General features: G+C 71.3%; 19 protein-coding genes. 8 read left to right on the top strand and 11 right to left on the bottom strand.

Translation table 11 applies throughout. From position 1 onward, the window contains the following. Positions 1-202: 202 nt before the first annotated feature. The 8 genes from QQZ13_RS12980 to QQZ13_RS13015 all read left to right on the top strand — a co-directional run bounded on the left by QQZ13_RS12980 (position 203) and on the right by QQZ13_RS13015 (position 9,715). Positions 203-1,318 carry a mannose-1-phosphate guanylyltransferase gene (locus tag QQZ13_RS12980; RefSeq protein ID WP_284529707.1) on the top strand — a complete coding sequence of 372 codons (1,116 nt, stop codon included), beginning with the start codon at positions 203-205 and terminating at the stop codon, positions 1,316-1,318. Between the two features lie 173 nt (positions 1,319-1,491). Next, a complete protein-coding gene (locus QQZ13_RS12985; protein WP_284529709.1) occupies positions 1,492-2,640 on the top strand; it encodes a BMP family protein in 1,149 nt (382 codons plus the stop codon). Positions 2,641-2,754: 114 nt separating this feature from the next. Next, on the top strand, positions 2,755-4,269 hold the full coding sequence (locus QQZ13_RS12990; RefSeq protein WP_284529711.1) for an ABC transporter ATP-binding protein: 1,515 nt from the start codon (positions 2,755-2,757) through the stop codon (positions 4,267-4,269). Further along, the gene (locus QQZ13_RS12995; protein WP_284529712.1) at positions 4,266-5,576 is read left to right on the top strand and encodes an ABC transporter permease; all 1,311 of its coding nucleotides are present in this window, start codon (positions 4,266-4,268) and stop codon (positions 5,574-5,576) included. Before QQZ13_RS12990 ends, QQZ13_RS12995 begins: the two co-directional genes overlap by 4 nt. Beyond that, positions 5,573-6,862 carry an ABC transporter permease gene (locus QQZ13_RS13000; RefSeq protein ID WP_284529713.1) on the top strand — a complete coding sequence of 430 codons (1,290 nt, stop codon included), beginning with the start codon at positions 5,573-5,575 and terminating at the stop codon, positions 6,860-6,862. Before QQZ13_RS12995 ends, QQZ13_RS13000 begins: the two co-directional genes overlap by 4 nt. Positions 6,863-6,866: 4 nt before the next feature. Then, positions 6,867-7,265: a cytidine deaminase gene (locus QQZ13_RS13005; protein ID WP_284529714.1), complete on the top strand. Its 399-nt coding sequence runs from the start codon at positions 6,867-6,869 to the stop codon at positions 7,263-7,265. After that, on the top strand, positions 7,262-8,563 hold the full coding sequence (locus QQZ13_RS13010) for a thymidine phosphorylase (protein WP_284529716.1): 1,302 nt from the start codon (positions 7,262-7,264) through the stop codon (positions 8,561-8,563). Before QQZ13_RS13005 ends, QQZ13_RS13010 begins: the two co-directional genes overlap by 4 nt. A gap of 36 nt (positions 8,564-8,599) precedes the next feature. After that, positions 8,600-9,715, top strand: coding sequence for an adenosine deaminase (locus QQZ13_RS13015; protein ID WP_284529717.1), 1,116 nt, complete (start codon positions 8,600-8,602; stop codon positions 9,713-9,715). A gap of 47 nt (positions 9,716-9,762) precedes the next feature. On the opposite strand, the gene QQZ13_RS13020 is transcribed toward QQZ13_RS13015, so the two are convergent. The 11 genes from QQZ13_RS13020 to QQZ13_RS13070 all read right to left on the bottom strand — a co-directional run bounded on the left by QQZ13_RS13020 (position 9,763) and on the right by QQZ13_RS13070 (position 20,796). Further along, positions 9,763-10,689 carry an endonuclease domain-containing protein gene (locus tag QQZ13_RS13020; RefSeq protein WP_284529719.1) on the bottom strand — a complete coding sequence of 309 codons (927 nt, stop codon included), beginning with the start codon at positions 10,687-10,689 and terminating at the stop codon, positions 9,763-9,765. A gap of 355 nt (positions 10,690-11,044) precedes the next feature. After that, positions 11,045-11,995, bottom strand: coding sequence for an SDR family oxidoreductase (locus QQZ13_RS13025; RefSeq protein WP_284529720.1), 951 nt, complete (start codon positions 11,993-11,995; stop codon positions 11,045-11,047). Further along, positions 11,992-12,969: a bile acid:sodium symporter family protein gene (locus tag QQZ13_RS13030; protein WP_284529721.1), complete on the bottom strand. Its 978-nt coding sequence runs from the start codon at positions 12,967-12,969 to the stop codon at positions 11,992-11,994. Before QQZ13_RS13030 ends, QQZ13_RS13025 begins: the two co-directional genes overlap by 4 nt. After that, positions 12,966-14,288 (bottom strand): NAD(P)/FAD-dependent oxidoreductase, encoded by a 1,323-nt coding sequence (locus tag QQZ13_RS13035; protein ID WP_284529722.1) that lies wholly within the window; start codon positions 14,286-14,288, stop codon positions 12,966-12,968. The genes QQZ13_RS13030 and QQZ13_RS13035 overlap by 4 nt, the downstream gene beginning before the upstream one ends. Positions 14,289-14,407: 119 nt before the next feature. Next, a complete protein-coding gene (locus QQZ13_RS13040; protein ID WP_284529723.1) occupies positions 14,408-15,175 on the bottom strand; it encodes an alpha/beta hydrolase in 768 nt (255 codons plus the stop codon). Beyond that, positions 15,172-16,323: a mannitol-1-phosphate 5-dehydrogenase gene (locus QQZ13_RS13045; RefSeq protein WP_284529724.1), complete on the bottom strand. Its 1,152-nt coding sequence runs from the start codon at positions 16,321-16,323 to the stop codon at positions 15,172-15,174. Before QQZ13_RS13045 ends, QQZ13_RS13040 begins: the two co-directional genes overlap by 4 nt. After that, complete coding sequence (locus QQZ13_RS13050) at positions 16,323-16,760, bottom strand: PTS sugar transporter subunit IIA (RefSeq protein WP_284529725.1); 438 nt, start codon at positions 16,758-16,760, stop codon at positions 16,323-16,325. Before QQZ13_RS13050 ends, QQZ13_RS13045 begins: the two co-directional genes overlap by 1 nt. Before the next feature lie 103 nt (positions 16,761-16,863). Then, entirely contained in the window at positions 16,864-18,465 is a 1,602-nt protein-coding gene (locus QQZ13_RS13055) for a PTS mannitol transporter subunit IICB (RefSeq protein ID WP_284529726.1), read from the bottom strand. Positions 18,466-18,497: 32 nt separating this feature from the next. Next, the gene (gene ptsP / locus QQZ13_RS13060) at positions 18,498-20,159 is read right to left on the bottom strand and encodes a phosphoenolpyruvate--protein phosphotransferase (protein WP_284529727.1); all 1,662 of its coding nucleotides are present in this window, start codon (positions 20,157-20,159) and stop codon (positions 18,498-18,500) included. A 23-nt stretch (positions 20,160-20,182) separates the two neighbouring features. After that, the gene (locus QQZ13_RS13065) at positions 20,183-20,455 is read right to left on the bottom strand and encodes an HPr family phosphocarrier protein (RefSeq protein ID WP_284529729.1); all 273 of its coding nucleotides are present in this window, start codon (positions 20,453-20,455) and stop codon (positions 20,183-20,185) included. Further along, entirely contained in the window at positions 20,452-20,796 is a 345-nt protein-coding gene (locus tag QQZ13_RS13070; RefSeq protein WP_284529731.1) for a PTS sugar transporter subunit IIB, read from the bottom strand. The genes QQZ13_RS13065 and QQZ13_RS13070 overlap by 4 nt, the downstream gene beginning before the upstream one ends. Between the last annotated feature and the right edge of the window lie 9 nt (positions 20,797-20,805).

The raw sequence follows: 20,805 nt of genomic DNA on the forward strand, positions 1-20,805 counted from the left end.
CGGGGACGACTACATCCCTGGGGCTTCCGACCCCGACGTCGCACACGGGTGCTCTCTCATCCTAGATCGGCTCCCGCGGGGCGGGCGAGGAAGGCGGGCCTAAGTTCTCTCGATATCGAGACACCGGCAGGAAATCACGTTCTTTCGGAGGGGGTGGCGGCGCACTCGGGGGCGCGGCGGCGGCGCCCGCTACGCTCGACGCATGGTCGAACCGATCGAGGACTTCTACGCCGTCATCCCCGCCGGCGGGGTGGGCAGCAGGCTGTGGCCGCTCTCCCGCGCCGACGCGCCCAAGTTCCTGCACGACCTCACCGGATCCGGCCACTCGCTGCTGCGGGACACCTGGGACCGGCTCGAGCCGCTGACGGGGCACGATCGCATCGCCGTGGTGACGGGGCGCGCGCACCGCGCCGCCGTCGAGGCACAGCTGCCCGGCATCCCGGACGAGAACGTCTTCCTGGAGTCCGAGCCGCGCGACTCCGCGGCGGCCATCGGCCTGGCCGCCGCCATCCTCCACCGCCGCGATCCCGACGTGATCATCGGCTCCTTCGCGGCCGACCACGTGATCCGGGTGCTCCCGGTCTTCCACTGGGCGGTGCAGCAGGCCGTCGCGGTGGCGCGCGAGGGCTACATCTGCACGATCGGCATCACGCCCAGCGAGCCCTCCGTCGGCTTCGGCTACATCAAGAAGGCCGACATGCTCGCCGTGGCGGGGGCTCCCGAGGCGGCCCTCGTCGAGCGGTTCGTCGAGAAGCCCGACCTCGAGACGGCCAAGGAGTACGTGCAGTCGCGCGATCACCTGTGGAACGCCGGGATGTTCATCTCCCGTGCGGACGTGCTGCTGGCCGAGCTGGCGGCCAACGAGCCCGAGCTGCACGCCGGGCTGCTGGAGCTCGCCGAGGCGTGGGACGACCGGGAGCGGCGCGGGCCGGTCGTGGACCGCGTGTGGCCGGAGCTCCCCAAGATCGCGATCGACTACGCCGTGGCCGAGCCGGCCGCCGAGCGCGGGCGCCTCGCGGTGGTGCCGGGTCACTTCGACTGGGACGACGTGGGGGACTTCGCGAGCCTCGCCAAGCTCAACTCCGGCGGGCGCAAGAACGACCTGGCCATCCTGGGCGAGAACGCGCGCATCCTCTCCGACGCCGCCAGCGGCATCGTCGTCAGCCACACCACGCGCGTGATCAGCCTGATCGGCGTGAAGGACATCGTCGTCGTCGACACCCCCGACGCTCTCCTGGTGACCACCAGCGAGCACGCCCAGCGGGTCAAGGGCGTCGTCGACGCGCTCAAGCTGACCGGTCGCGGCGACGTGCTCTGAGCCCCCGTCGAGGGCGTCCGATTGAGCAGGATGCCGCGAGCGTGACGGATTCATTGCGTCTTTGTAACCATTCGCCTGAACCCGCCTGCTCAGCGTGCAAATCCGTCGACACAATAGGTAATTTCATCCTGCACACCCGCGAAGTCCGCGGGTTCTCTTCCGTGGAGGCACACTTGACCATCTCGACCACCAAGAAGCTCGCGGGTATCGCGGGCGCCGCGCTGCTCGTCGCGGCCCTCGCCGGCTGCGGCACGGCACCCGAGGCCAGCCCCTCGACCCCCGGCGCCGAGGCGCCCGAGGTCGTCGAGGGCTTCCTGCCCTGCCTGATCTCCGACGCCGGCGGCTGGAACGACAAGTCGTTCAACGAGTCCGCGAAGAACGGCATGGACATGGCCGCCGAGGAGCTGGGCGTCGAGCCGCTCGAGTTCGAGTCGACCAACGACAACGACTACGCCCCGAACATGGAGACGGCCGTCTCCGAGGGCTGCACGCTCATCATCGCCGTGGGCTTCAAGCTGGCCGCCGCGACCGTCGAGGCCGCCACCGCCAACCCCGACCTCCAGTTCGCGATCATCGACGACTACGCCGACGGCACCACCGTCGACGACGAGGGCAACCCGGTCTACGACGGAGCCCCCGACGCGCCGAACATCAAGCCGCTCGTCTTCAACACGGCCGAGGCCGCGTACCTCGGCGGCTACGCCGCGGCCGCATGGTCGGCCCAGTCGGGCGTGAACAAGGTCGGCACCTTCGGCGGCATGCAGATCCCGTCGGTCGCCGTGTTCATGGACGGCTACCAGCTCGGTGTCGAGAAGTACAACGAGGACAAGGGCACCGACGTCCAGGTCTTCGGATGGGACACCGCCACGCAGGAGGGCGCCTTCACCGGCGGCTTCGACGCCAACGACACCGCCAAGCAGACCGCCCAGTCGGTCCTCGACCAGGGCGTGGACGTCATCCTCCCCGTCGGCGGCCCGATCTACCAGAGCGCTGCGGCGGCCATCGCCGACGGCGGCACCGACACCGTGATGCTCGGTGTGGACAGCGACCTCGCCGTCGCCGACACGAGCGTCACCGACGTCACGCTGGTCTCGATCATGAAGGCGATCGACGTCGCCGTCCACGACGCGACCATCGCCGCGGCCGCGGGCGACTTCGACCCGGCGCCCTACGTGGGCACGCTGGAGAACGAGGGCGTGAAGCTGTCGAGCTTCCACGACTTCGAGTCGCAGCTGCCGGACGGACTGCTCGACGAGATCGCCGCCCTGCAGGCGTCGATCATCGCCGGCGACATCACGGTGGAGTCGCCGAACTCCCCGTGATCTGACCGATCACCACTCGGGGCGGGCCTGCGTCAGCGGCCCGCCCCGAGTGCCGTTCGCAGAACGTCGATGGTGCCCTCCCGCGGGGGAGCGGGTGCCGGATAGGGTGCTGATATGAAGCTCGAGCTCCGCGGAATCACGAAGAGATTCGGCAGCCTCGTCGCCAACGACCACATCGATCTCGTGGTCCAGCCGGGGGAGATCCACGCCCTCCTCGGCGAGAACGGCGCGGGCAAATCCACGCTGATGAACGTGCTGTACGGCCTGTACCGCGCCGACGAGGGCGAGATCCTGCTGGACGACGTCGTCCAGCACTTCCGCGGCCCGGGCGACGCCATGAACGCCGGGATCGGCATGGTCCACCAGCACTTCATGCTGATCCCCGTCTTCACCGTCGCCGAGAACGTGATGCTCGGTCACGAGGAGACCAAGGGCCTCGGCCGCCTCGACCTGCCCCGGGCGCGTCAGCACGTGCGCGAGGTCGCCGACCGCTTCGGCTTCCAGATCGACCCGGATGCGCTCGTGGGCGACCTCCCGGTCGGCGTGCAGCAGCGCGTCGAGATCATCAAGGCGCTGTCGCGCGATGCGAAGGTGCTCGTCTTCGACGAGCCGACCGCCGTGCTCACCCCGCAGGAGACCGATGAGCTCATGGCGATCATGCGCCAGCTCCGCGACGAGGGCACCTCGATCGTCTTCATCACCCACAAGCTCCGCGAGGTCCGCGAGGTCGCCGACCGCATCACCGTCATCCGCCTCGGCAAGGTCGTCGGCGAGGCCTCTCCGACCGCGACCAACGCCGAGCTCGCCTCGCTCATGGTCGGCCGGGCGGTCGAGCTCACCGTCCACAAGGACCCGCCGCAGACCCGCGAGGGCGGGCTGGAGGTGCGCGATCTCCGCGTGCTCACGCCGTCGGGCGCGATCGTCGTCGACGGCGTCAGCTTCGACGTCCGCCCGGGCGAGGTGCTGGCCGTGGCCGGGGTCCAGGGCAACGGCCAGACCGAGCTCGTCGAGGCCATCGTCGGCCTCGCCGCCCGCACGGAGGGGTCGATCCGCCTCGACGGCGAGGAGCTCGTCGGCAAGAGCGTGCGCGGCATCCTCGAGTCCGGTGTCGGGTTCGTCCCGGAGGACCGCACGGAGGACGGGCTGGTCGGCGGGTTCTCCGTCGCCGAGAACCTCATCCTGGACCGCTCCACCGACGCGGACTTCTCGCGCTTCGGCACGATCCTCCGCGGCCCGCTCGAGGAGTTCGCCCGGGCCCGCATCACGGAGTACGACATCCGCACGCAGGGTCCCGCGACCCCCGCCGGCACGCTGTCGGGCGGCAACCAGCAGAAGGTCGTGATCGCGCGCGAGATGAGCCGCGATCTGAAGCTCCTCGTGGCGGCCCAGCCGACCCGCGGCGTCGACGTCGGGTCGATCGAGTTCATCCACAAGCGCATCATCGAGACGCGCGACGCCGGCATCCCCGTCGTCGTCGTCTCCACCGAGCTCGACGAGGTCACCGCCCTCGCCGACCGCATCGCCGTCATGTACCGCGGCACCGTCGTGGGCATCGTGCCCGGCGACACCCCCCGAGACACCCTCGGCCTGATGATGGCCGGCGCAACCGACCCGGAGGTGGCCGCATGAGCGGCTCGACGCCCGGCGCCGCGGACGCGGCGCGTCCCGTGGACCCGCAGCTGCCCCCGGCGAGCGGGCCCCTCACCGGCGAGCAGGTGCCCGGGCCGCCCCGGTCCAACGTCTTCATCAAGGAGCTGCTGCGCGGCAGCGCGTTCACGACGTTCCTCGCGATCGTCCTGGCGATGGTCGTCGGCGGCGTGCTGATCGCGATCACCAACGAGGACGTGCAGGCGGCGGCGGGCTACTTCTTCTCGCGGCCCACCGACACGCTCACCGCCATCTGGAACGCCGTGTACAACGGCTACGAGGCCCTCTTCCGCGGCGCCGTCTTCAACACGCGCGCCCCGTCGTTCGAGGCGCAGATCCGGCCGATCACCAACTCGCTCGGCTTCGCCGCTCCGCTCATCGCGGCCGGCCTCGGCGTGGCGCTCGCCTTCCGGGTGGGCCTGTTCAACATCGGCGCGCGCGGCCAGATGCTCATCGGCGCGCTGTTCGCCGGGCTGTTCGCGTTCAACCTCAGCCTGCCGATGTGGATCCACCTCCCGCTCACCCTCATCGCCGGCATCGTCGGCGGAGCGCTCTGGGGCGGGCTGGTCGGCCTCCTGAAGGCCAAGACGGGTGCCCACGAGGTGATCCTCACGATCATGCTCAACTACGTCGCCTTCTACCTGCTGCTGTGGATGCTCCGCAGCCCGGGCCTGCTGCAGATGGCGGGGAGCAACCAGCCGCAGACCAAGCCCACGCCGACCACGGCGCAGTTCCCCGACCTCATCGGGCCGCTCTTCCCGGCGCTGGACTGGGGCTTCGTGATCGTCCTCCTCGCCACCGTCTTCGTCTGGTGGCTGATCGAGCGCTCCAGCCTCGGCCTGCGCCTGCGCGCCGTCGGCGAGAACCCGCACGCCGCCCGGGCGGCGGGCATCAACGTCGAGCGCCTCTACGTCTACGCGATGCTGTTCGCGGGCGGCCTGGCGGGCCTGGCGGCGATGAACCAGATCCAGGGCAACGTGACCACCGGCTTCGGCGCGACGATCGACGCCGGCATCGGCTTCGACGCGATCACCGTGGCCCTCCTCGGACGCAGCCGCGCGTGGGGCACGTTCGCCGCCGGCATCCTGTTCGGCGCGCTCAAGGCCGGATCGTTCTCGATGCAGGCGCAGGGCATCCCCGTCGACATCGTGCTCGTGGTCCAGTCGCTCATCGTGCTGTTCATCGCGGCGCCCCCGCTGCTGCGCGCGGTGTTCTTCCTTCCCAAGACCGATCTCGAGAAGGCGGCCAAGGCGCGAGCCAAGGCCGCGAAGAAGGCGGTGGCGGCATGAGCGCGCTCACTCCCGCACTCGAAGCAGACGACGGGACGATCCAGCTCGCGGTCGTCAAGGAGCGTCGCTTCAAGGTGCCGATCGTCTTCGGCATCGTGGTCGTCCTGCTCGGCGCGCTGTTCGCGCTCGCGCCGCGGGGCGGCATCTCGACCTTCCGCCTGGGCGACCCCTCGTCGGCGATCGCCCTGCCCGACGTCGAGCTGCCCACCGGGGCGACCAGCTGGATCCTCGTGGTCGTGCTGGCGCTGCTCGCGCTGTGGGCGGCGTGGGAGGCGTGGTCGTACCGCAGCGTGCCGCTGTGGCTGACCGCCGCGTTCGCGGTGATCGGGGTGTTCGCCTTCCTCGTGTGGGCTGCCGCCGGCGGCCTCGTGCCCGTCTCGAGCCTGCTGTTCGGCGCCGTCTCGCTGTCGGTGCCGCTCGTCTTCGGCGCCCTGGGCGGCGTGATCGGCGAGCGTGCCGGTGTCGTCAACGTCGCGATCGAGGGGCAGCTGCTGCTGGGGGCGTTCTCGGCGGCGCTGCTGTCGAGCATCACCGGCAACCCGTTCGTGGGCCTCATCGGCGCCATGATCGGCGGCGTGCTGGTGTCGTTCGTGCTCGCGGCGTTCGCGATCAAGTACCTCGTCGATCAGGTGATCGTCGGTGTCGTCCTCAACGTCCTCGTGACGGGCCTCACCGGGTTCCTCTACGGCGCCCTGCTGGTGCCCAACGAGACCGAGCTGAACCGTCCGGAGCGCTTCGGGCGCATCGAGATCCCGCTGCTGAGCGACATCCCGATCATCGGACCGGTGCTGTTCAACCAGACCTTCATCGTCTACCTGATGTTCGTGACGGTCGCCATCGTGGCGTGGGGCCTGTACCGCACGCGCTGGGGCCTGCGTCTGCGCGCGGTCGGCGAGCACCCGCAGGCCGCCGACACCGTCGGCATCAAGGTGAACATGACCCGCTTCTGGAATGTGTCGCTGGCCGGTGCGATCGCCGGCATCGGCGGCGCGTACTTCACCCTCGTCTCGGTGCCGCAGTTCGGCAAGGAGATGACCGCCGGCCTCGGCTTCATCGCGCTGGCCGCCGTCATCTTCGGCCGCTGGGACCCGATCCGCGCGACGCTCGCGGCGCTCCTGTTCGGCTTCGCGACCAACCTCCAGAACCTGCTGACGATCCTCAAGACGCCGATCCCCAGCGAGTTCATGCTCATGCTCCCGTACGTCGTGACGATCCTCGCGGTCGCCGGCTTCGCGGGACAGATCCGGGGCCCTGCGGCATCCGGCAAGCCGTACATCAAGGGATGACACCGTGACAGACATCGACTGGGACCACCTGCGGGCGGTCGCCACCGACGCCATGCAGCGCGCCTACGCGCCCTACTCCCGCTACCGCGTGGGCGCCGCGGCTCTCGTGAGCGACGGGCGGATCGTGTCGGGCTGCAACGTCGAGAACGCCTCGTACGGCGTGGGACTGTGCGCCGAGTGCGCCCTCGTGGGCGACCTCCACATGAGCGGGGGCGGCCAGCTCGTCGCGTTCGTGTGCGTCAACAACGACGGCGAGACGATCATGCCGTGCGGGCGCTGCCGTCAGCTGCTGTACGAGTTCTCGCTGCCGGGCATGCTGCTGGAGACCGTCTCGGGGATCCGCACGATCGACGAGGTGCTGCCCGACGCCTTCGGGCCGCGCGACCTGGAGGCCGCGCGATGACGACCGCCGCGGGCGTCGAGCCCTTCGACGCCGTCGACGTCATCCGCACCAAGCGCGACGGCGGCGCCGTCCCGGACGACGCGCTGCGCTGGATGGTCGACGCCTACACGCGCGAGTACGTCGCCGACTCGCAGATGGCGGCGTTCGCGATGGCCGTGCTGCTCAACGGCATGACGCGCGACGAGATCCGCGTGATGACCGACGCGATGATCGCCTCGGGGGAGCGGATGAGCTTCGCCGGGCTCGGCAAGCCCACCGTCGACAAGCACTCCACCGGCGGGGTCGGCGACAAGATCACCCTTCCGCTCGCGCCGCTGGTCGCCGCCTTCGGCGTCGCGGTGCCGCAGCTGTCCGGTCGCGGGCTCGGCCACACGGGCGGCACGCTCGACAAGCTCGAGTCGATCCCCGGCTGGCGCGCCGCGCTGTCCAACGACGAGATGTTCGCGCAGCTGCGCGAGGTCGGGGCGGTCATCTGCGCCGCCGGCTCGGGTCTGGCGCCCGCCGACAAGCGGCTCTACGCGCTGCGCGACGTCACCGGCACGGTCGAGGCGATCCCGCTCATCGCCTCGAGCATCATGTCCAAGAAGATCGCCGAGGGCACCGACTCGCTCGTGCTTGACGTGAAGTTCGGCTCCGGCGCCTTCATGCGCGACGTCGACAAGGCGCGGGAGCTGGCGCGCACGATGGTCGCCCTCGGCACCGACTCCGGGGTGGCGACCACCGCCCTCCTCACCGACATGAACACCCCCCTGGGGCTCGCCATCGGCAACGCGAACGAGGTGCGGGAGTCCGTGGAGGTGCTGGCCGGCGGAGGCCCCGCCGACATCGTCGAGCTGACGGTGGCGCTGGCGCGGGAGATGCTGACCCTCGCCGGACAGCCCGACGCCGACGTCGAGGCGGCGCTGCAGGACGGCCGGGCGATGGACGCGTGGCGGCGGATGATCCGCGCCCAGGACGGCGACCCCGACGCGCCGCTTCCGGCGCCGCGAGAGACCCACACCGTCCTCGCCGAGGCCGACGGCGTGGTCACGCGGCTGGAGGCGCTGCCCTTCGGCGTGGCCGCCTGGCGCCTGGGAGCCGGACGCGCCCGCGCGCAGGACCCGGTGGTCCACGCCGCCGGGATCGACCTGCACGTCAAGCCCGGAGACCGCGTCACTGCGGGGCAGCCGGTCTTCACGCTGCTCGCCGATGACGCGGGCCGCTTCACCCGCGCCCTCGACGCCCTCGAGGGGGCGTGGGAGCTCGGCGACCAGGCCCCCGACTCCGGTCCGCTCGTCCTCGAGCGCATCACCGCCTGACACCCGCACGACACCCCCGACGAACCCAGGAGAATCATGGCCATCGACCAGCACGGCGACGCGAAGCTGCAGGGCGTCTCGATCCGCTCGCTGCCCAAGGTGTCGCTGCACGACCACCTCGACGGCGCGCTGCGCCCGCAGACGATCCTCGAGCTCGCCGATGAGATCGGCCACGAGGTCCCCGCCGCCGCCGCCGACGAGCTCGCCGACTGGTTCGAGCAGCAGAGCGACTCGGGCTCGCTCGTCGAGTACCTGAAGACCTTCGACCTGACCATCGCCGTCATGCAGACCCGCGAGGGCCTGCGCCGCGTCGCGAAGGAGTTCGTCGAGGACCTCGCCGCCGACGGCGTGATCTACGGCGAGGTGCGCTGGGCCCCCGAGCAGCACCTGGCGGGAGGGCTGTCGCTCGAAGAAGCCGTCGAGGCCGTCCAGGCGGGCATCGAGGAGGGCGAGGACGCGGTCGAGAGCCGCGGCGACGACATCCGCGTCGGGCAGCTCATCACCGCCATGCGCCACACCGACCGCTCGCGCGAGATCGCCGAGCTGGCCGTCGCCTACCGCGGCCGCGGCGCCGTCGGATTCGACATCGCCGGGCCCGAGGACGGCTTCCCGCCGTCCAACCACCGCGCCGCGTTCGACTACCTGGCGTCCGAATTCTTCCCGGTCACCGTCCACGCCGGGGAGGCGGCCGGCCTCGACTCGATCCGTTCCGCCCTGATCGACGGGCGCGCGCTGCGCCTCGGCCACGGCGTGCGGATCGCGGAGGACCTCGACGTCGTGTCGCAGAAGGGCGAGGAGACCTTCGTCACCTTCGGCGACCTGGCCCACTGGGTGCGCGACCGCGAGATCCCGCTGGAGCTCTCCCCGTCGTCGAACCTGCAGACCGGAGCGATCGCGCGCTGGGGGACGACGCTCGAGGACCACCCGTTCGACCTGCTCTACCAGCTGGGATTCTCGGTCACCGTCAACGTGGACAACCGCACCATGAGCCGCACGTCGCTGACGCGCGAGCTGGCGCTGCTGGCCGAGACCTTCGACTACTCCCTCGACGACCTCGAGGCGTTCCAGCTGAACGCCGCGGCGGGCGCCTTCCTGTCGGTGGAGGAGCGCGAGGAGCTCATCGAGCTGATCGGCGAGGGCTTCGACCGCTGAGGCGACGCCGGAGGCGCAGCTCGTGCGCTCTTGCCGTGCCGAGGCGTTCATGACTCCGGAACGACGGTGCGCGGCGACGCCCTAGGTCGGCTGCGGCGACCTCCGGCCCCGGATCTTCCGGAGTCGTGAACTGCCGGGCGCTGTGCCACCACGCGACGAAGCTGCTCCCGCACCCAGTCGGGGCGGCGGAAGACGTCGTCCGCGAGCAGTCTCACCGTCGTGTAGCCCAGCGCCGCGGCGGCGAGGTCGCGACGTCGGTCCTCCACCTGCGCGCTCCAATCACTGTGATGGCGGACGCTGTCGCACTCGAGGATCAGCCAGCCGTCGACCAGGAGGTCCACGCGTCCGACGCCGTCGATCCGCACCTGCAGTTCGATCCGACATCCGAAGCCGCGCAGGATCAGGCGCACGAGCGACTCGGTGCCGGACTCGCTCCGCCGGTCCAGGACGCCGCGCAGCACCCCGTACCGTCGAGGGAGAAGGCCGAACACTTCACGGATCCCGGCCTCATCGACGAGGCCGAGATGCCATGCACTGTCGAGCGTGGCGACGGCTGCGCGGGCGCCCTGGCACCGGACGGCCTGCGCAAGGGCTTCGGGTACGGGAACGACCGCGGCATGCGGGTGCGCGACCGTGGCGCGCCAATGGCGGATGACGCCGCGCGCGGGCGCCGGCAGACGAGTGGCGTCGCGCTCGAGCTGCACGTGGGGCTGCGGCGTCTCGAGCACGAACACCCCGAGCAGTGCCAGGAGCGCCACGCAGTCGAGCCTGCCCCCGCAACGCACCGCCTCGACCTGGTGCGGATGCGCGTCCGGCGGAAGGTAGTGGTCCCGGCGCGGGCGGAGCAGCCGTCCCCCGCGGACGGCGGCCGTCAGTCCGCGGGCGGTCATGCCCGCCGTGATCAGGTCGGCGCGGCCTGCAACGGAGGCCACCAGGCGGGACGGAGCGGGACGATCGGTCGGCGACGGCTGCATGGGAGCACGCTCGCGCATGGAGCGGTGCCGCGGACGACGCAGGGTGCGGCCCGGGAACCGTCGCCGCCGGCGGCCGGTTCGGGAGGAGCCGACGGTCGGTCGCTCACAACTCCGGAATCTCTGCCTCGACACCGCGGGGGGCCGCCCCGCGGACTGGCCGCACGGCGGATCTTCCGGAGTTGTGGACGCAGGGTCGATGGTGCCGGCCGGAGGCAGCGGCCAGGCGCCGGATCGATCCGCCGTTCGCCACTCCGGAATTCAGGGCGTGTAAGGGCACGCGCGGCGGTCGTAGGGGTCTTGCGAGCCAGAACATCCGGAGTTGCGAACACGCCCGGGCCGGACCCTGCCGCTCCGGCTAGACCCGGGCGACGCCGGGGTGGGTGGCGAGATAGGCCTCGAAGGCCTCGCGCGTGGACAGTGCCGGCGTGAAGCCGAACACCTCCGAGAGGGCCTCGGCGGCGAGCACCGGGCGGTGGCGGAGGAAGTTCACCTGCTCGGGACCGTGGTCGGTCAGCCGCAGCGCGCGTCCGACGCCCAGCAGCGACGCCAGCACGCCGGCGGGGACGGTGACCGTCGGCTTGCCGAGCCGCCGGGCGATCTCGTGGACCGTCATCGTCCCGGCCCCGGCGACGTTGTAGATCCCGGGCGGGCCGTCGGTGGCGGCACGGGCCATCGCGCCGGCGACGTCGTCCACCCAGACGAAGACGAACGGGGAGTCCGACCCGCGGACCGCGAGGATCCGCGGCCCGTCCCACAGCGCGGTGATCTGGTTGCGCACCGTCGGGCCGAGGATCGTCCCGATGCGGAAGATCACCTGCTCGAGCTCCGGGTGCGTCCCACGATGGGCGGCGAGCATCTCCTCGACGAGGCGCTTGTGACGCGCGTAGGGGAACTCGTCGTTGCCCCGCAGCGGATCGCTCTCGCGCAGCGGCACGGGGTTGTCGGGGTGGTAGCCGTAGGCGGCGCCCGAAGACGACACGACGATCCGGCGGACCCCGGCGGCCATACACGCCGACAGCACGTTCCGCGTGCCCTCGACGTCGACCCGGTACTCCTGGGCGTGGTCGCGGCCGGGGGTGACGACGGCGGCCAGATGCACGACGACGTCGATCGCGTGACGGCGCAGCACCGGCGCGAGCGCACCGGGATCGGTGACGTCGACCGACTCCGACACCACGTCGCCGCGCGTCGCTGCCGGGCGCACATCGGCTGCGACGACCGCCTCGACGTCGCCGCGCGCGGTGAGCGCGGTCACGACGTGCGAGCCGAGGAAGCCCGCCCCGCCGGTGACGGCGACCCGGGTCACGGCCGCTCCTCCGCCGCCGGGGATTCCGCGCCGTCGCGGGGCGCGCGTGCGGTCGCGTCGCCCTTCGCCGATCCCGTGCGGCGACGCGTGTGCCGCGCCCACAGCGAGGCGACGACGAGGCCGGCCACGATGTCCCAGATTCCCCACCAGCCAGCGACGATGGCCATGCCGCCGAGCCCTCCGAAGAAGGTGAAGACCAGGCCCAGCCCGAGTCCGGCGTTGCGGATGCCCACCTCGAAGGTCATCGCCTTGCGCTCGCGGGTGCCGAGGCCCCCGACGGCGGCGGTGGTCCAGCCGATGGCGAGGGCGACGGCGTCGTGGATCGTGACGGCGAGCACGATGATGCCGAGGAAGGCGATGAAGTACTGCCAGTTCCCCGCGAGCGCCGCGGCGATGAAGGCCAGCAGCGCGAGCAGCGAGAACCACTTCACGAACGGCTGCACCCGCGCCGCGAGGGCGGGGAGGCGGTGGCGCACCGTCAGGCCGACGGCGAAGGGCACCCCGATGATGAGGACGATCTCGAGGAGCATCTGCCAGCCGTTGAGCGAGACCGCCGAGAGGAGCTCCCGGGTGTCGGCGCGCAGCGATCCCCAGAAGGCGATCGACAGCGGCAGCGCGAAGATGTAGAGCAGGTTGGAGACCGCCGTCATCGACACGGAGAGGGCGACGTTGCCGCCGGCGCGATGGGTGAGCACCTGCGAGATGTTCCCGGGAGGGCAGCACGCGACGAGGATCATCCCGAGGGCCATCGACGGCGTCACCGGCAGCAGGAAGGTGAGGCCGAAGGTGACGGCGGGAAGCACCAGCAGCTGCGCCACGATCGCGATGATCATGGGCCGTGGCCGTCGGGCGACGACGCGGAAGTCGTCGAGGGTGACGTCGAGGGCGACGCCCAGCATGATCAGGGCGAGCACGACGTTGAGGATCGTGAGCGTGCCGGGGGTGAAGTTCAGCAGGACGTCGTCGGGGTTCATGCCGCCCGCCTTCCCGAGGCGCCGCGCGTGGCGGTGAGGGAGCGGGTGAGGGCGCGGACCGTGCCGCGGTAGGCGTCCTTGTTGACGTAGTACGCCATGCGCTCGAGCCCGAGGTAGCGGTACCCGCCGGTGAGGTCGGGCCAGGGGTCGTCCACCCGGCGGCGGAACAGCGCCGCGCGCTCGGGGTCGCCGGCGTCGGCGCGCAGGTAGGCGGCGATGAGCTCGGCCTGCTCGTAGCGGCCCTGCCATCCCAGGCCCGAGGCCTCGACCATGCCCATCACGAACAGCCCGTTGAACGAGGGCGGGAAGATGTTGACGAACAGCCGCGGCGCCATGCCGGTCCAGTTCAGCGCGGCGCGGTCGACGAACGGGTAGTCGAGGCGGTAGCCGGTGGCCAGCAGGACCGTGTCGTAGGTGCCCGAGGTCCCGTCGCGGAAGCGGACGGTGTCGCCGTCGAAGCGCGCGACGTCGGCGCGGATGCGCAGGTCGCCCTGACCGAGGTGGCCGAGGATCAGCGTGTTGACGATGGGGTGCGACTCGTAGATCCGGTAGGTCGGGCGGGGGAACCCGAAGCGCACGGGGTCGCCGGTGAACGCGCGGAGCACGCGCGTGTCGACGAACTGCTTGAGCCGCGCCGGGAGCGGGCGCCCCTGGTTGAGGGTGTCCGCGGGGCGGCCGAAGAGGTAGCGCGGCACGAAGTAGTAGCCGCGGCGGACGCTCATGTCCACCGATGCTGCGCGGTGCACGGCGTCGACGGCGATGTCGCAGCCGGAGTTGCCCGCTCCGACGATGAGCACCCGGCGACCGTCGAGCTGGGCGGCGCTCTTGTAGGCGCTCGTGTGCAGCAGCTCGCCGGAGAACTCTCCCGGGAACGTCGGGATCTGCGGCTCGGCCAGCGTGCCGTTGGCCAGGATGACGCCCGTGTAGGCGGTCGTCACCGGGCCGTCGGGGCCTGCAGCGGTGAGGTCCCAGTCGCCGTCCGCGCGCCGGGCGAGCGCGGTCACGCGCGTCTCGAAGCGGTAGTGCGGGGCGAGCGCGAACTCCGCTGCGTAGGCGCGGAAGTAGCGGACGAGCTCGCGGTGGCCGGGGTAGTCGGCGGTCGTGTCCATCGGGAACTCGGCGAACTCGGTCGTCGTGCGCGACGAGATGAGGTGGGCGGACTCGTAGACGGTGGAGCGCGGGTTGTCGATGTCCCAGAGCCCGCCGACGCCGGAGGCCGCCTCGTATCCGTCGAAGGCGATGCCGGCGCGCTGCAGCGCACGTGCCGCGGCCAGGCCCGACGGGCCCGCGCCGATGATCGCGTAGCGGCGCTCGCGCATTCCCCAGACTCCTTCGTCCAGACCGTTCGGTGCGGCGCCGCGACGTCGCGGCCCGGCCAGGTCCCTGCCGCTCGATGCTATCGGCAGGGGGGCGGGACGCTATCGCCGGCGCGGGCGCGTCACTCCAGCTCGGACGCGAGCGCGCCGACGGCGTCGGTGATCTCCGCGACCATGTCCTCGAGCGAGACGGAGGGCGTGCCGTCGCCGTCCTGCGGACCGTAGGCGCCGAAGGACGCGTGGGCCGCGCCGGGGATCTCCACGAATCGGGCGTCGGCGGGCAGCAGGTGGCGCGCGTCGTCGATCTTCGCCGGGGTCGAGAGGCCGTCCTCGCTGCCGGAGAGGCTGAGCACGGGCAGGCCGGAGCCGGACAGGTCGGTCGCGCAGTACGAGGCGAACAGGGCGAGCGCGTCGGCGTCGGCGGCGAGGGTGCACGCCCGCACGCCCCCGAGGGAGTGCCCGCCGACGATCCAGGTGCCGACGTCGGGGGCGAGGTCCGTGAAGGCGGTCAGGGGGCGCACGTCGAAGAACGCGAGGTTCAGCCAGGGCTTGGTGATGACGACGGTCAGATCCGCATCGCGCACGAGTCCCGACAGCGTCGCCGCGTAGGCCCAGGGGTCGACCTTCGCGCCGGGGATGAAGACGAGCCCCGCATCTCCCGTCGCCGCACCGCTCGACTCCGCGTCGGCGGGGGAGAGGACGATCCCCGCGGGGCCGTCGACGAGCGAGATCCCGGGATCGGCGCGCACGGCCGCCAGGGGAGCAGGCTCGGCCTGGTACACGCCGACCTGGCTCCACACCACCACGCCGATCACCGCGGCGAGCAGGAGCCCGCCGACGCCGCCGAGCGTCCACCAGAGGACGCGGCGGCGACGGCGGTTCGGGGTCATGCCAGTTCGGCCTGACGGGCGGCGACGAGCTCCTCGACACGGGCCGCGAGCGGGTGGCCGGGCTCGAGCCCGGTCACGGCTGCCGTGAAGTCCGCCGCGGTCTCGGTGCGCAGACGCTGCTGGAGCTCGACGGACTGCTCGTCGTCGGGGTCGTCGAAGCGCAGAGCGGCGCCCATCGCCGCCAGCAGGGCGTCGACCGGCAGCCCGCGCTCGGCCGCTTCGGCCGCGGGGCCGACGAAGCGCTCGTGGCGGGACAGCTTGCGCAGCGGCTGCCGTCCGACGCGTCCGACGGTGTCGGGCAGGGCCGGGTTGGCGAAGCGGCGCAGGATGGTGGCGCGATACTCGGCGAGCTCCGCCGGGTCGAGGCCGTGCTTGGCGGCCAGGAGCGCGGAGGTCTCCTCGAGCGCGGCTCCGACCTTGCCGGCGATGACCGGATCGGCCAGGGCGTCGGAGATCTTCTCGACCCCGGCCTCGGCGCCGAAGTAGGCGGTGGTGGCGTGACCGGTGTTGACCGTGAAGAGCTTCCGCTCGATGTAGGGCGCCAGGTCGTCCACGAAATGGGCGCCGGGGATCACCGGCGGCTCGTCGCCGAACGGCGGGCGCTCGATCGCCCACTCGAAGAACGGCTCGACGGTCACGTCGACGCCGGCGCCGGCGGGCTGGGCCGGCACGATGCGGTCGACGGCGGTGTTGGCGAACACGGCGCGAGCCTCGAGGGCGTCCCAGGCCTCGCCGGCCTGCGCCTTGATCTCCTCGCGGAGGAGGTCCGTCGCATTGATCGCGTTCTCGCACGCCATGATCTGCAGCGGGGGAGAGGACGGGTCGCGCAGGGCGAGCCCCGCGACGATCGGGGGAGCGACGAAGCGGAGGATCGTCGGGCCGACGGCCGTCGTGACCACGTTCGCGCCGGCGATCTCCTCGATGAGCTCATCGGGCTGCGTCGCGCTGTTGATGGCTCGGAACCCCGTCACGACCTTGTCGGCTCCGCCCTCGCCGACCTCGTGGACGGTGTAGGAGTCGACGGCGTTGATCGCGTCGACGAGGGGGGCCGCGACGTCCGAGAAGACGAGCTCGTATCCGCCCTCGTGGAGGAGGAGTCCGACGAAGCCCCGGCCGATGTTGCCGGCGCCGAAGTGGACGGCCTTCATCAGGAGTTGACCGACGCCAGCAGGCCGAAGAGCTCTTCGGGCGTCTGCGCCGCCTTGAGACGGGCGACCTCGTCGTCGTCGGAGAAGAGCAGCGCGATCTGCGACAGGATCTCCAGATGCTCGTCGCCCTTGCCGGCGATGCCGACGACGAAGGTCACCGGGTTGCCGTCCCAGTCGACGCCGCCGTCGTAGCGGACGAACGAGAGCGCCGACTCGAGGATCGCGTCCTTCGTCTCGTTGGTGCCGTGGGGGATGGCGAGCTCGTTGCCCATGTAGGTGGACACCGTCTCCTCGCGCTGCTTCATGGCGTCGAAGTAGGCGCCGGTGACCGCACCGGCGGCCTGGAGGATGTCCGCCGCCTCCTTCATCGCTTCTTCGCGGGTCGCGGATCCGGTGTGGATGCGGACCTGCCCGACATTCAGGACTTCACGTGTCATGACAAACCTCTGTTCGATGGATCTCAGGCTTCGGTGGGGCTCGGGCCTCGGGCTGCGAGGCCGGGCGCATCGCGCAACCCGGCCCCGCAGCGGTCTTCCGAGGCTACGCGTCGTGCTGGTCGACGACCAGCTTCACGACCTCGTCGTACTTCGGCGAGTTCATGAAGTTGTCGACCGACACGTGCAGCGCGTCCGGCGTGCGCGACTTGGCGCGCTCCGTGAGCTGCTGCTGCGTGATGACGAGGTCCTCACTGCCGTCGAGGTTCGCGATCGCCTTGTTGGTGACCGTGACGTCCTCGACGCCCGCCTTCTTGATCTTGTTGCGCAGGACGCTCGCGCCCATCGCCGAGGAGCCCATTCCCGCGTCGCACGCGAACACGATCGTGGAGACCTTCTTGTCGGTGGCGACGCCGCCGGCGGCGGCTCCCGACGAACGCAGCGCGTCCATCGCGGCGGACGACTTGCCCTTGTTCGCCTCGGTCTGCGCGATCGCCGCGCCGAAGCTGTCGGCCTCGGCGGCCAGGTCGCGCTTGCGCGAGGCCCGCAGGATGACCGCCGTGATGAGGAAGGTCACCGTGGCGGACAGGATCACCGAGAGGTAGACGACGAGCAGGTTCGGCACGCCGGCACCGATCGCCGCGGCGGTGACCGCGATGATGCTGCCCGGGGCGGCGGGGAACTGCAGGCCGCCGTTGAAGAGCATGTTCGTCGTGACACCGGTGGCACCACCCGCGATGAGCGCGAGGATCGTGGCCGGCTTGCTCAGGGCGTACGGGAAGTAGATCTCGTGGATGCCACCGAGGAACTGGATGATCGCCGCGCCCGGGGCGGAGGCCTTGGCCTGGCCGACGCCGAAGAACGTGAAGGCGAGCAGCAGGCCCACGCCGGGGCCGGGGTTGGCCTCGATGAGGAACAGGATCGACTTGCCGGTCTCCTCGACCTGCTGGAGGGCCAGCGGGGTGAACACGCCGTGGTTGATGGCGTTGTTGAGGAACAGGACCTTTGCAGGCTCGACGATGATCGACAGCAGCGGCAGCAGGCTCAGCGAGACGAGCCAGTCGACGACGCCGCCGAGGAACGCGCTGATGCCGAGCATGATCGGGCCGAAGGCGAAGAAGCCGACGATGGCGAGGATCATGCCGAGGATGCCGGCGGAGAAGTTGTTCACCAGCATCTCGAAGCCCGGCTTGATCTTGCCGTCCCAGATCTTATCCATCCACTTCGTGATCAGTGCGGCCAGCGGGCCCATGATCATCGCGCCGAGGAACATCGGGATGTTGGTGCCGACGATGACACCCATCGTGGCGATCGTCGCGACCACGCCACCGCGCTCGCCGTAGACCATGCGGCCCGCGGTGTTGGCGATGAGCAGCGGCAGCAGGTAGGTGACCATCGGGCCGACGAGGCCGACGTACGCGGCGAAGTTGCCCGCGTCGCCCTCTGCCAGGGACGTCATCGCACCCTGCCAGCCGATCGCGGCGGAGTCGCCGCCGCCGCCGATGATCTCCGCGACGGGGAACCAGTGCCAGCCGAAGGGGCTGCGGGCACCGAAGAACCCGTCGGGGATGAAGAGCATGGTGATGAATCCCCATGCGATGAAGGCCGCGATGTTCGGCATGATCATGCCGGACAGGAACGTGCCGAAGCGCTGGACTCCGACCCGTGCGCGGTTGACCCCCGTGGTGGGGGTGGACGCCGTTGTCATGTGCTGGTTTCTCCTTCTTCGGGTGACCGCGCTCAGGCGGGGGATCCGGCCGCGGCCTGTGCCGCGGTTCGGGCGGTTGCCGCATCGGATGCGGCGAGGGCTGCCGTGGCGATGCGCTCGGCATCCTCACGGCTGTACTGCAGGAGCGTGGCGCGCACGTCGGCGAGCGCCGTGGGTGCCATCGACAGGGTGGTGGCCCCGAGGCCGACCAGGACGACCGCCAGCAGCGGGTCTGCGGCGGCTTCGCCGCAGATGCCGACGGGCTTGCCGTTGGCCTTCCCGCCGTCGCCGGTCGTCTTGATCAGCTGCAGCACCGCAGGGTGCCACGGGTCCTGGAAGCTCGACACCGACCCGAGCAGGCGGTCGGCGGCGAGGGTGTACTGCGTCAGATCGTTCGTGCCGATCGACGCGAAGTCCGCGATCTCGAGCACCTTCCCGGCCAGGAGCGCCGAGGAGGGGACCTCCACCATGACGCCGGCGGTCCTGATGCCGTACTCCTTGGCCAGCGAGACGAAGTAGTCGGTCTCCTCGACGGTGGACACCATCGGCGCCATGACCCACAGGTCGGCCTCGGTGGCGGCGTCCGCGTTGGCGAGCGCGGTGAGCTGCTCGCGGAGGATGTCCTCGCTGGCGCGGAGGGCGCGCAGGCCCCGCAGGCCCAGCGCCGGGTTCTCCTCGTGGGCGTCGTTGAGGAAGGCGAGGGGCTTGTCGGCGCCGGCGTCGAGCGCGCGGACGACCACCTTCTTGCCCGGGAACGCCTGGAGGAGCTCGGTGTACGCCTTCGTCTGCTCCTCGACCGTCGGGGCCTGGGTGGCCGACAGGAACAGGAACTCCGTGCGGAACAGTCCCACTCCCTCGGCGCCGAGCTCGACGGCCTCGGCCGCGCCGCCGGGCTTGCCGAGGTTCGCCAGGAGCGGCACCGCGGTGCCGTCGGCGAGGGCCCCCGGGGTGATCGGCGCCGACGCCGCCGACGCCCGCGCATCGGCGCGGTTCTGCGCCTGGCTGAGCTCGTCGGCGGTGGGCTGGGTGGTGACGATGCCCTTGGCGGCGTCGACGATGACCGTCTCGCCGTCGGTGAGTCCCTTGGCCTCGGCGGCGCCCACGATCGCGACGATCGACTTCTCGCGCGCCAGGATCGCTGTGTGCGAGGTCGGCCCGCCGTCGGTGGTCACGAGCGCGAGGACCTGGTCGAGGTCGAGCAGTGCGGTGTCGGCGGGGGCGAGGTCCTTGGCCACCAGGACGAACGGGTGGCCCGGGTCGGGGATGCCGGGGGCGGGGAGCCCGCGCAGCCGCGCGATCACGCGCTGGGCGACGTCGTCGAGGTCGGCGGCGCGCTCGCCGAGGTAGCCGCCCATCGCCGAGAGCATGTCGCGGAAGGTCGCGAAGGCGTCGTGCACGGCGAACTCGCCGGTCTTGCCGGCGGCGACGCGGGTGGAGACCTCCTGGTCGAGCGTGGGGTCCTCGGCCATCATCGCCTGCGCCTCGAGCACCTCGCGGGCCAGGCCCCCGGCCTGCGTGCCGCGCTGCTCGAGCTCGCGGGCGACGGCGGCGACCGCCTCGCGCACCCGGGCGAGCTCTTCGTCGGGCGTGCGGGTGGAGGGCTCGTCGACGGGAGCCGGCAGCGGCTCGGCCATCCGTGCGACGGGTCCCTGGGCGACGCCCAGTCCGATGCCGACTCCGCGCAGTTCGCTCATGGTGTGGATCTCCTTGTGGTTCTTTACTCGTCGTGGTCGGTCGTCAGCAGTTCGGCGAGGGCGTCGAGGACGTTCTCGGCACCCTCCCCGTCGGCGGTGAGGGTGAGGTAGTCGCCCTTCTCGGCGCCCAGGGCGATGATCCCGAGGATGCTCGCGGCGTTGACGGGCGCTCCGGAGCCCTTCGAGACGGTGACCGGGATCCCGGCCTCCTTCACGGCCTGGGCGAACAGCTTCGCGGGGCGGGCGTGCAGACCGTGGGACGAGCCGATGCGGACGGTGCGGGACGCGACGGTCATGCGTGTTCCTCTCGGTGGGCGCGGTGGGGGTCCGCCGCGGCGGTCATGGCCTCGTCGACGAGCGCGAGCGTGCGCGAGCCGTCGAAGTCGGTGAAGATGTCCGGCGGCAGGAGCACGACTCGGGTGCCGCGCGGGGCGGCGTCGCGCTGGATGCGCTCGATGGCGTGCTGCAGGTGAGGACCGACGAGCACCACGTCCGCGGCGTCCAGGTCGATCGGCAGCGACTGCTCGGTGCCGGCGACCGCGCTGATGTCGCGACCGCGGTCATGTGCCGCATGCCGGACGCGCTGTGCCACGAACGTGCTCGACGCTCCCGCGCCGCACACCACGAGGATCCTCATCGATCCGCC

It is taken from the genome of Microbacterium sp. T2.11-28 (genome assembly GCF_950097975.1).
Lineage (GTDB): Bacteria > Actinomycetota > Actinomycetes > Actinomycetales > Microbacteriaceae > Microbacterium.

Coding starts and splice junctions, on each gene's coding strand:
- QQZ13_RS13065 (WP_284529729.1), bottom strand. CDS start 20,455: ATGACCGTCGCGTCCCGCACCGTCCGCATCGGCTCGTCCCACGGTCTG.
- QQZ13_RS13010 (WP_284529716.1), top strand. CDS start 7,262: ATGACGACCGCCGCGGGCGTCGAGCCCTTCGACGCCGTCGACGTCATC.
- ptsP (WP_284529727.1), bottom strand. CDS start 20,159: ATGAGCGAACTGCGCGGAGTCGGCATCGGACTGGGCGTCGCCCAGGGA.
- QQZ13_RS13045 (WP_284529724.1), bottom strand. CDS start 16,323: ATGAAGGCCGTCCACTTCGGCGCCGGCAACATCGGCCGGGGCTTCGTC.
- QQZ13_RS12980 (WP_284529707.1), top strand. CDS start 203: ATGGTCGAACCGATCGAGGACTTCTACGCCGTCATCCCCGCCGGCGGG.
- QQZ13_RS13030 (WP_284529721.1), bottom strand. CDS start 12,969: ATGAACCCCGACGACGTCCTGCTGAACTTCACCCCCGGCACGCTCACG.
- QQZ13_RS13055 (WP_284529726.1), bottom strand. CDS start 18,465: ATGACAACGGCGTCCACCCCCACCACGGGGGTCAACCGCGCACGGGTC.
- QQZ13_RS13000 (WP_284529713.1), top strand. CDS start 5,573: ATGAGCGCGCTCACTCCCGCACTCGAAGCAGACGACGGGACGATCCAG.
- QQZ13_RS13050 (WP_284529725.1), bottom strand. CDS start 16,760: ATGACACGTGAAGTCCTGAATGTCGGGCAGGTCCGCATCCACACCGGA.
- QQZ13_RS13070 (WP_284529731.1), bottom strand. CDS start 20,796: ATGAGGATCCTCGTGGTGTGCGGCGCGGGAGCGTCGAGCACGTTCGTG.
- QQZ13_RS13020 (WP_284529719.1), bottom strand. CDS start 10,689: ATGCAGCCGTCGCCGACCGATCGTCCCGCTCCGTCCCGCCTGGTGGCC.
- QQZ13_RS13040 (WP_284529723.1), bottom strand. CDS start 15,175: ATGACCCCGAACCGCCGTCGCCGCCGCGTCCTCTGGTGGACGCTCGGC.
- QQZ13_RS13035 (WP_284529722.1), bottom strand. CDS start 14,288: ATGCGCGAGCGCCGCTACGCGATCATCGGCGCGGGCCCGTCGGGCCTG.
- QQZ13_RS12990 (WP_284529711.1), top strand. CDS start 2,755: ATGAAGCTCGAGCTCCGCGGAATCACGAAGAGATTCGGCAGCCTCGTC.
- QQZ13_RS13015 (WP_284529717.1), top strand. CDS start 8,600: ATGGCCATCGACCAGCACGGCGACGCGAAGCTGCAGGGCGTCTCGATC.
- QQZ13_RS12995 (WP_284529712.1), top strand. CDS start 4,266: ATGAGCGGCTCGACGCCCGGCGCCGCGGACGCGGCGCGTCCCGTGGAC.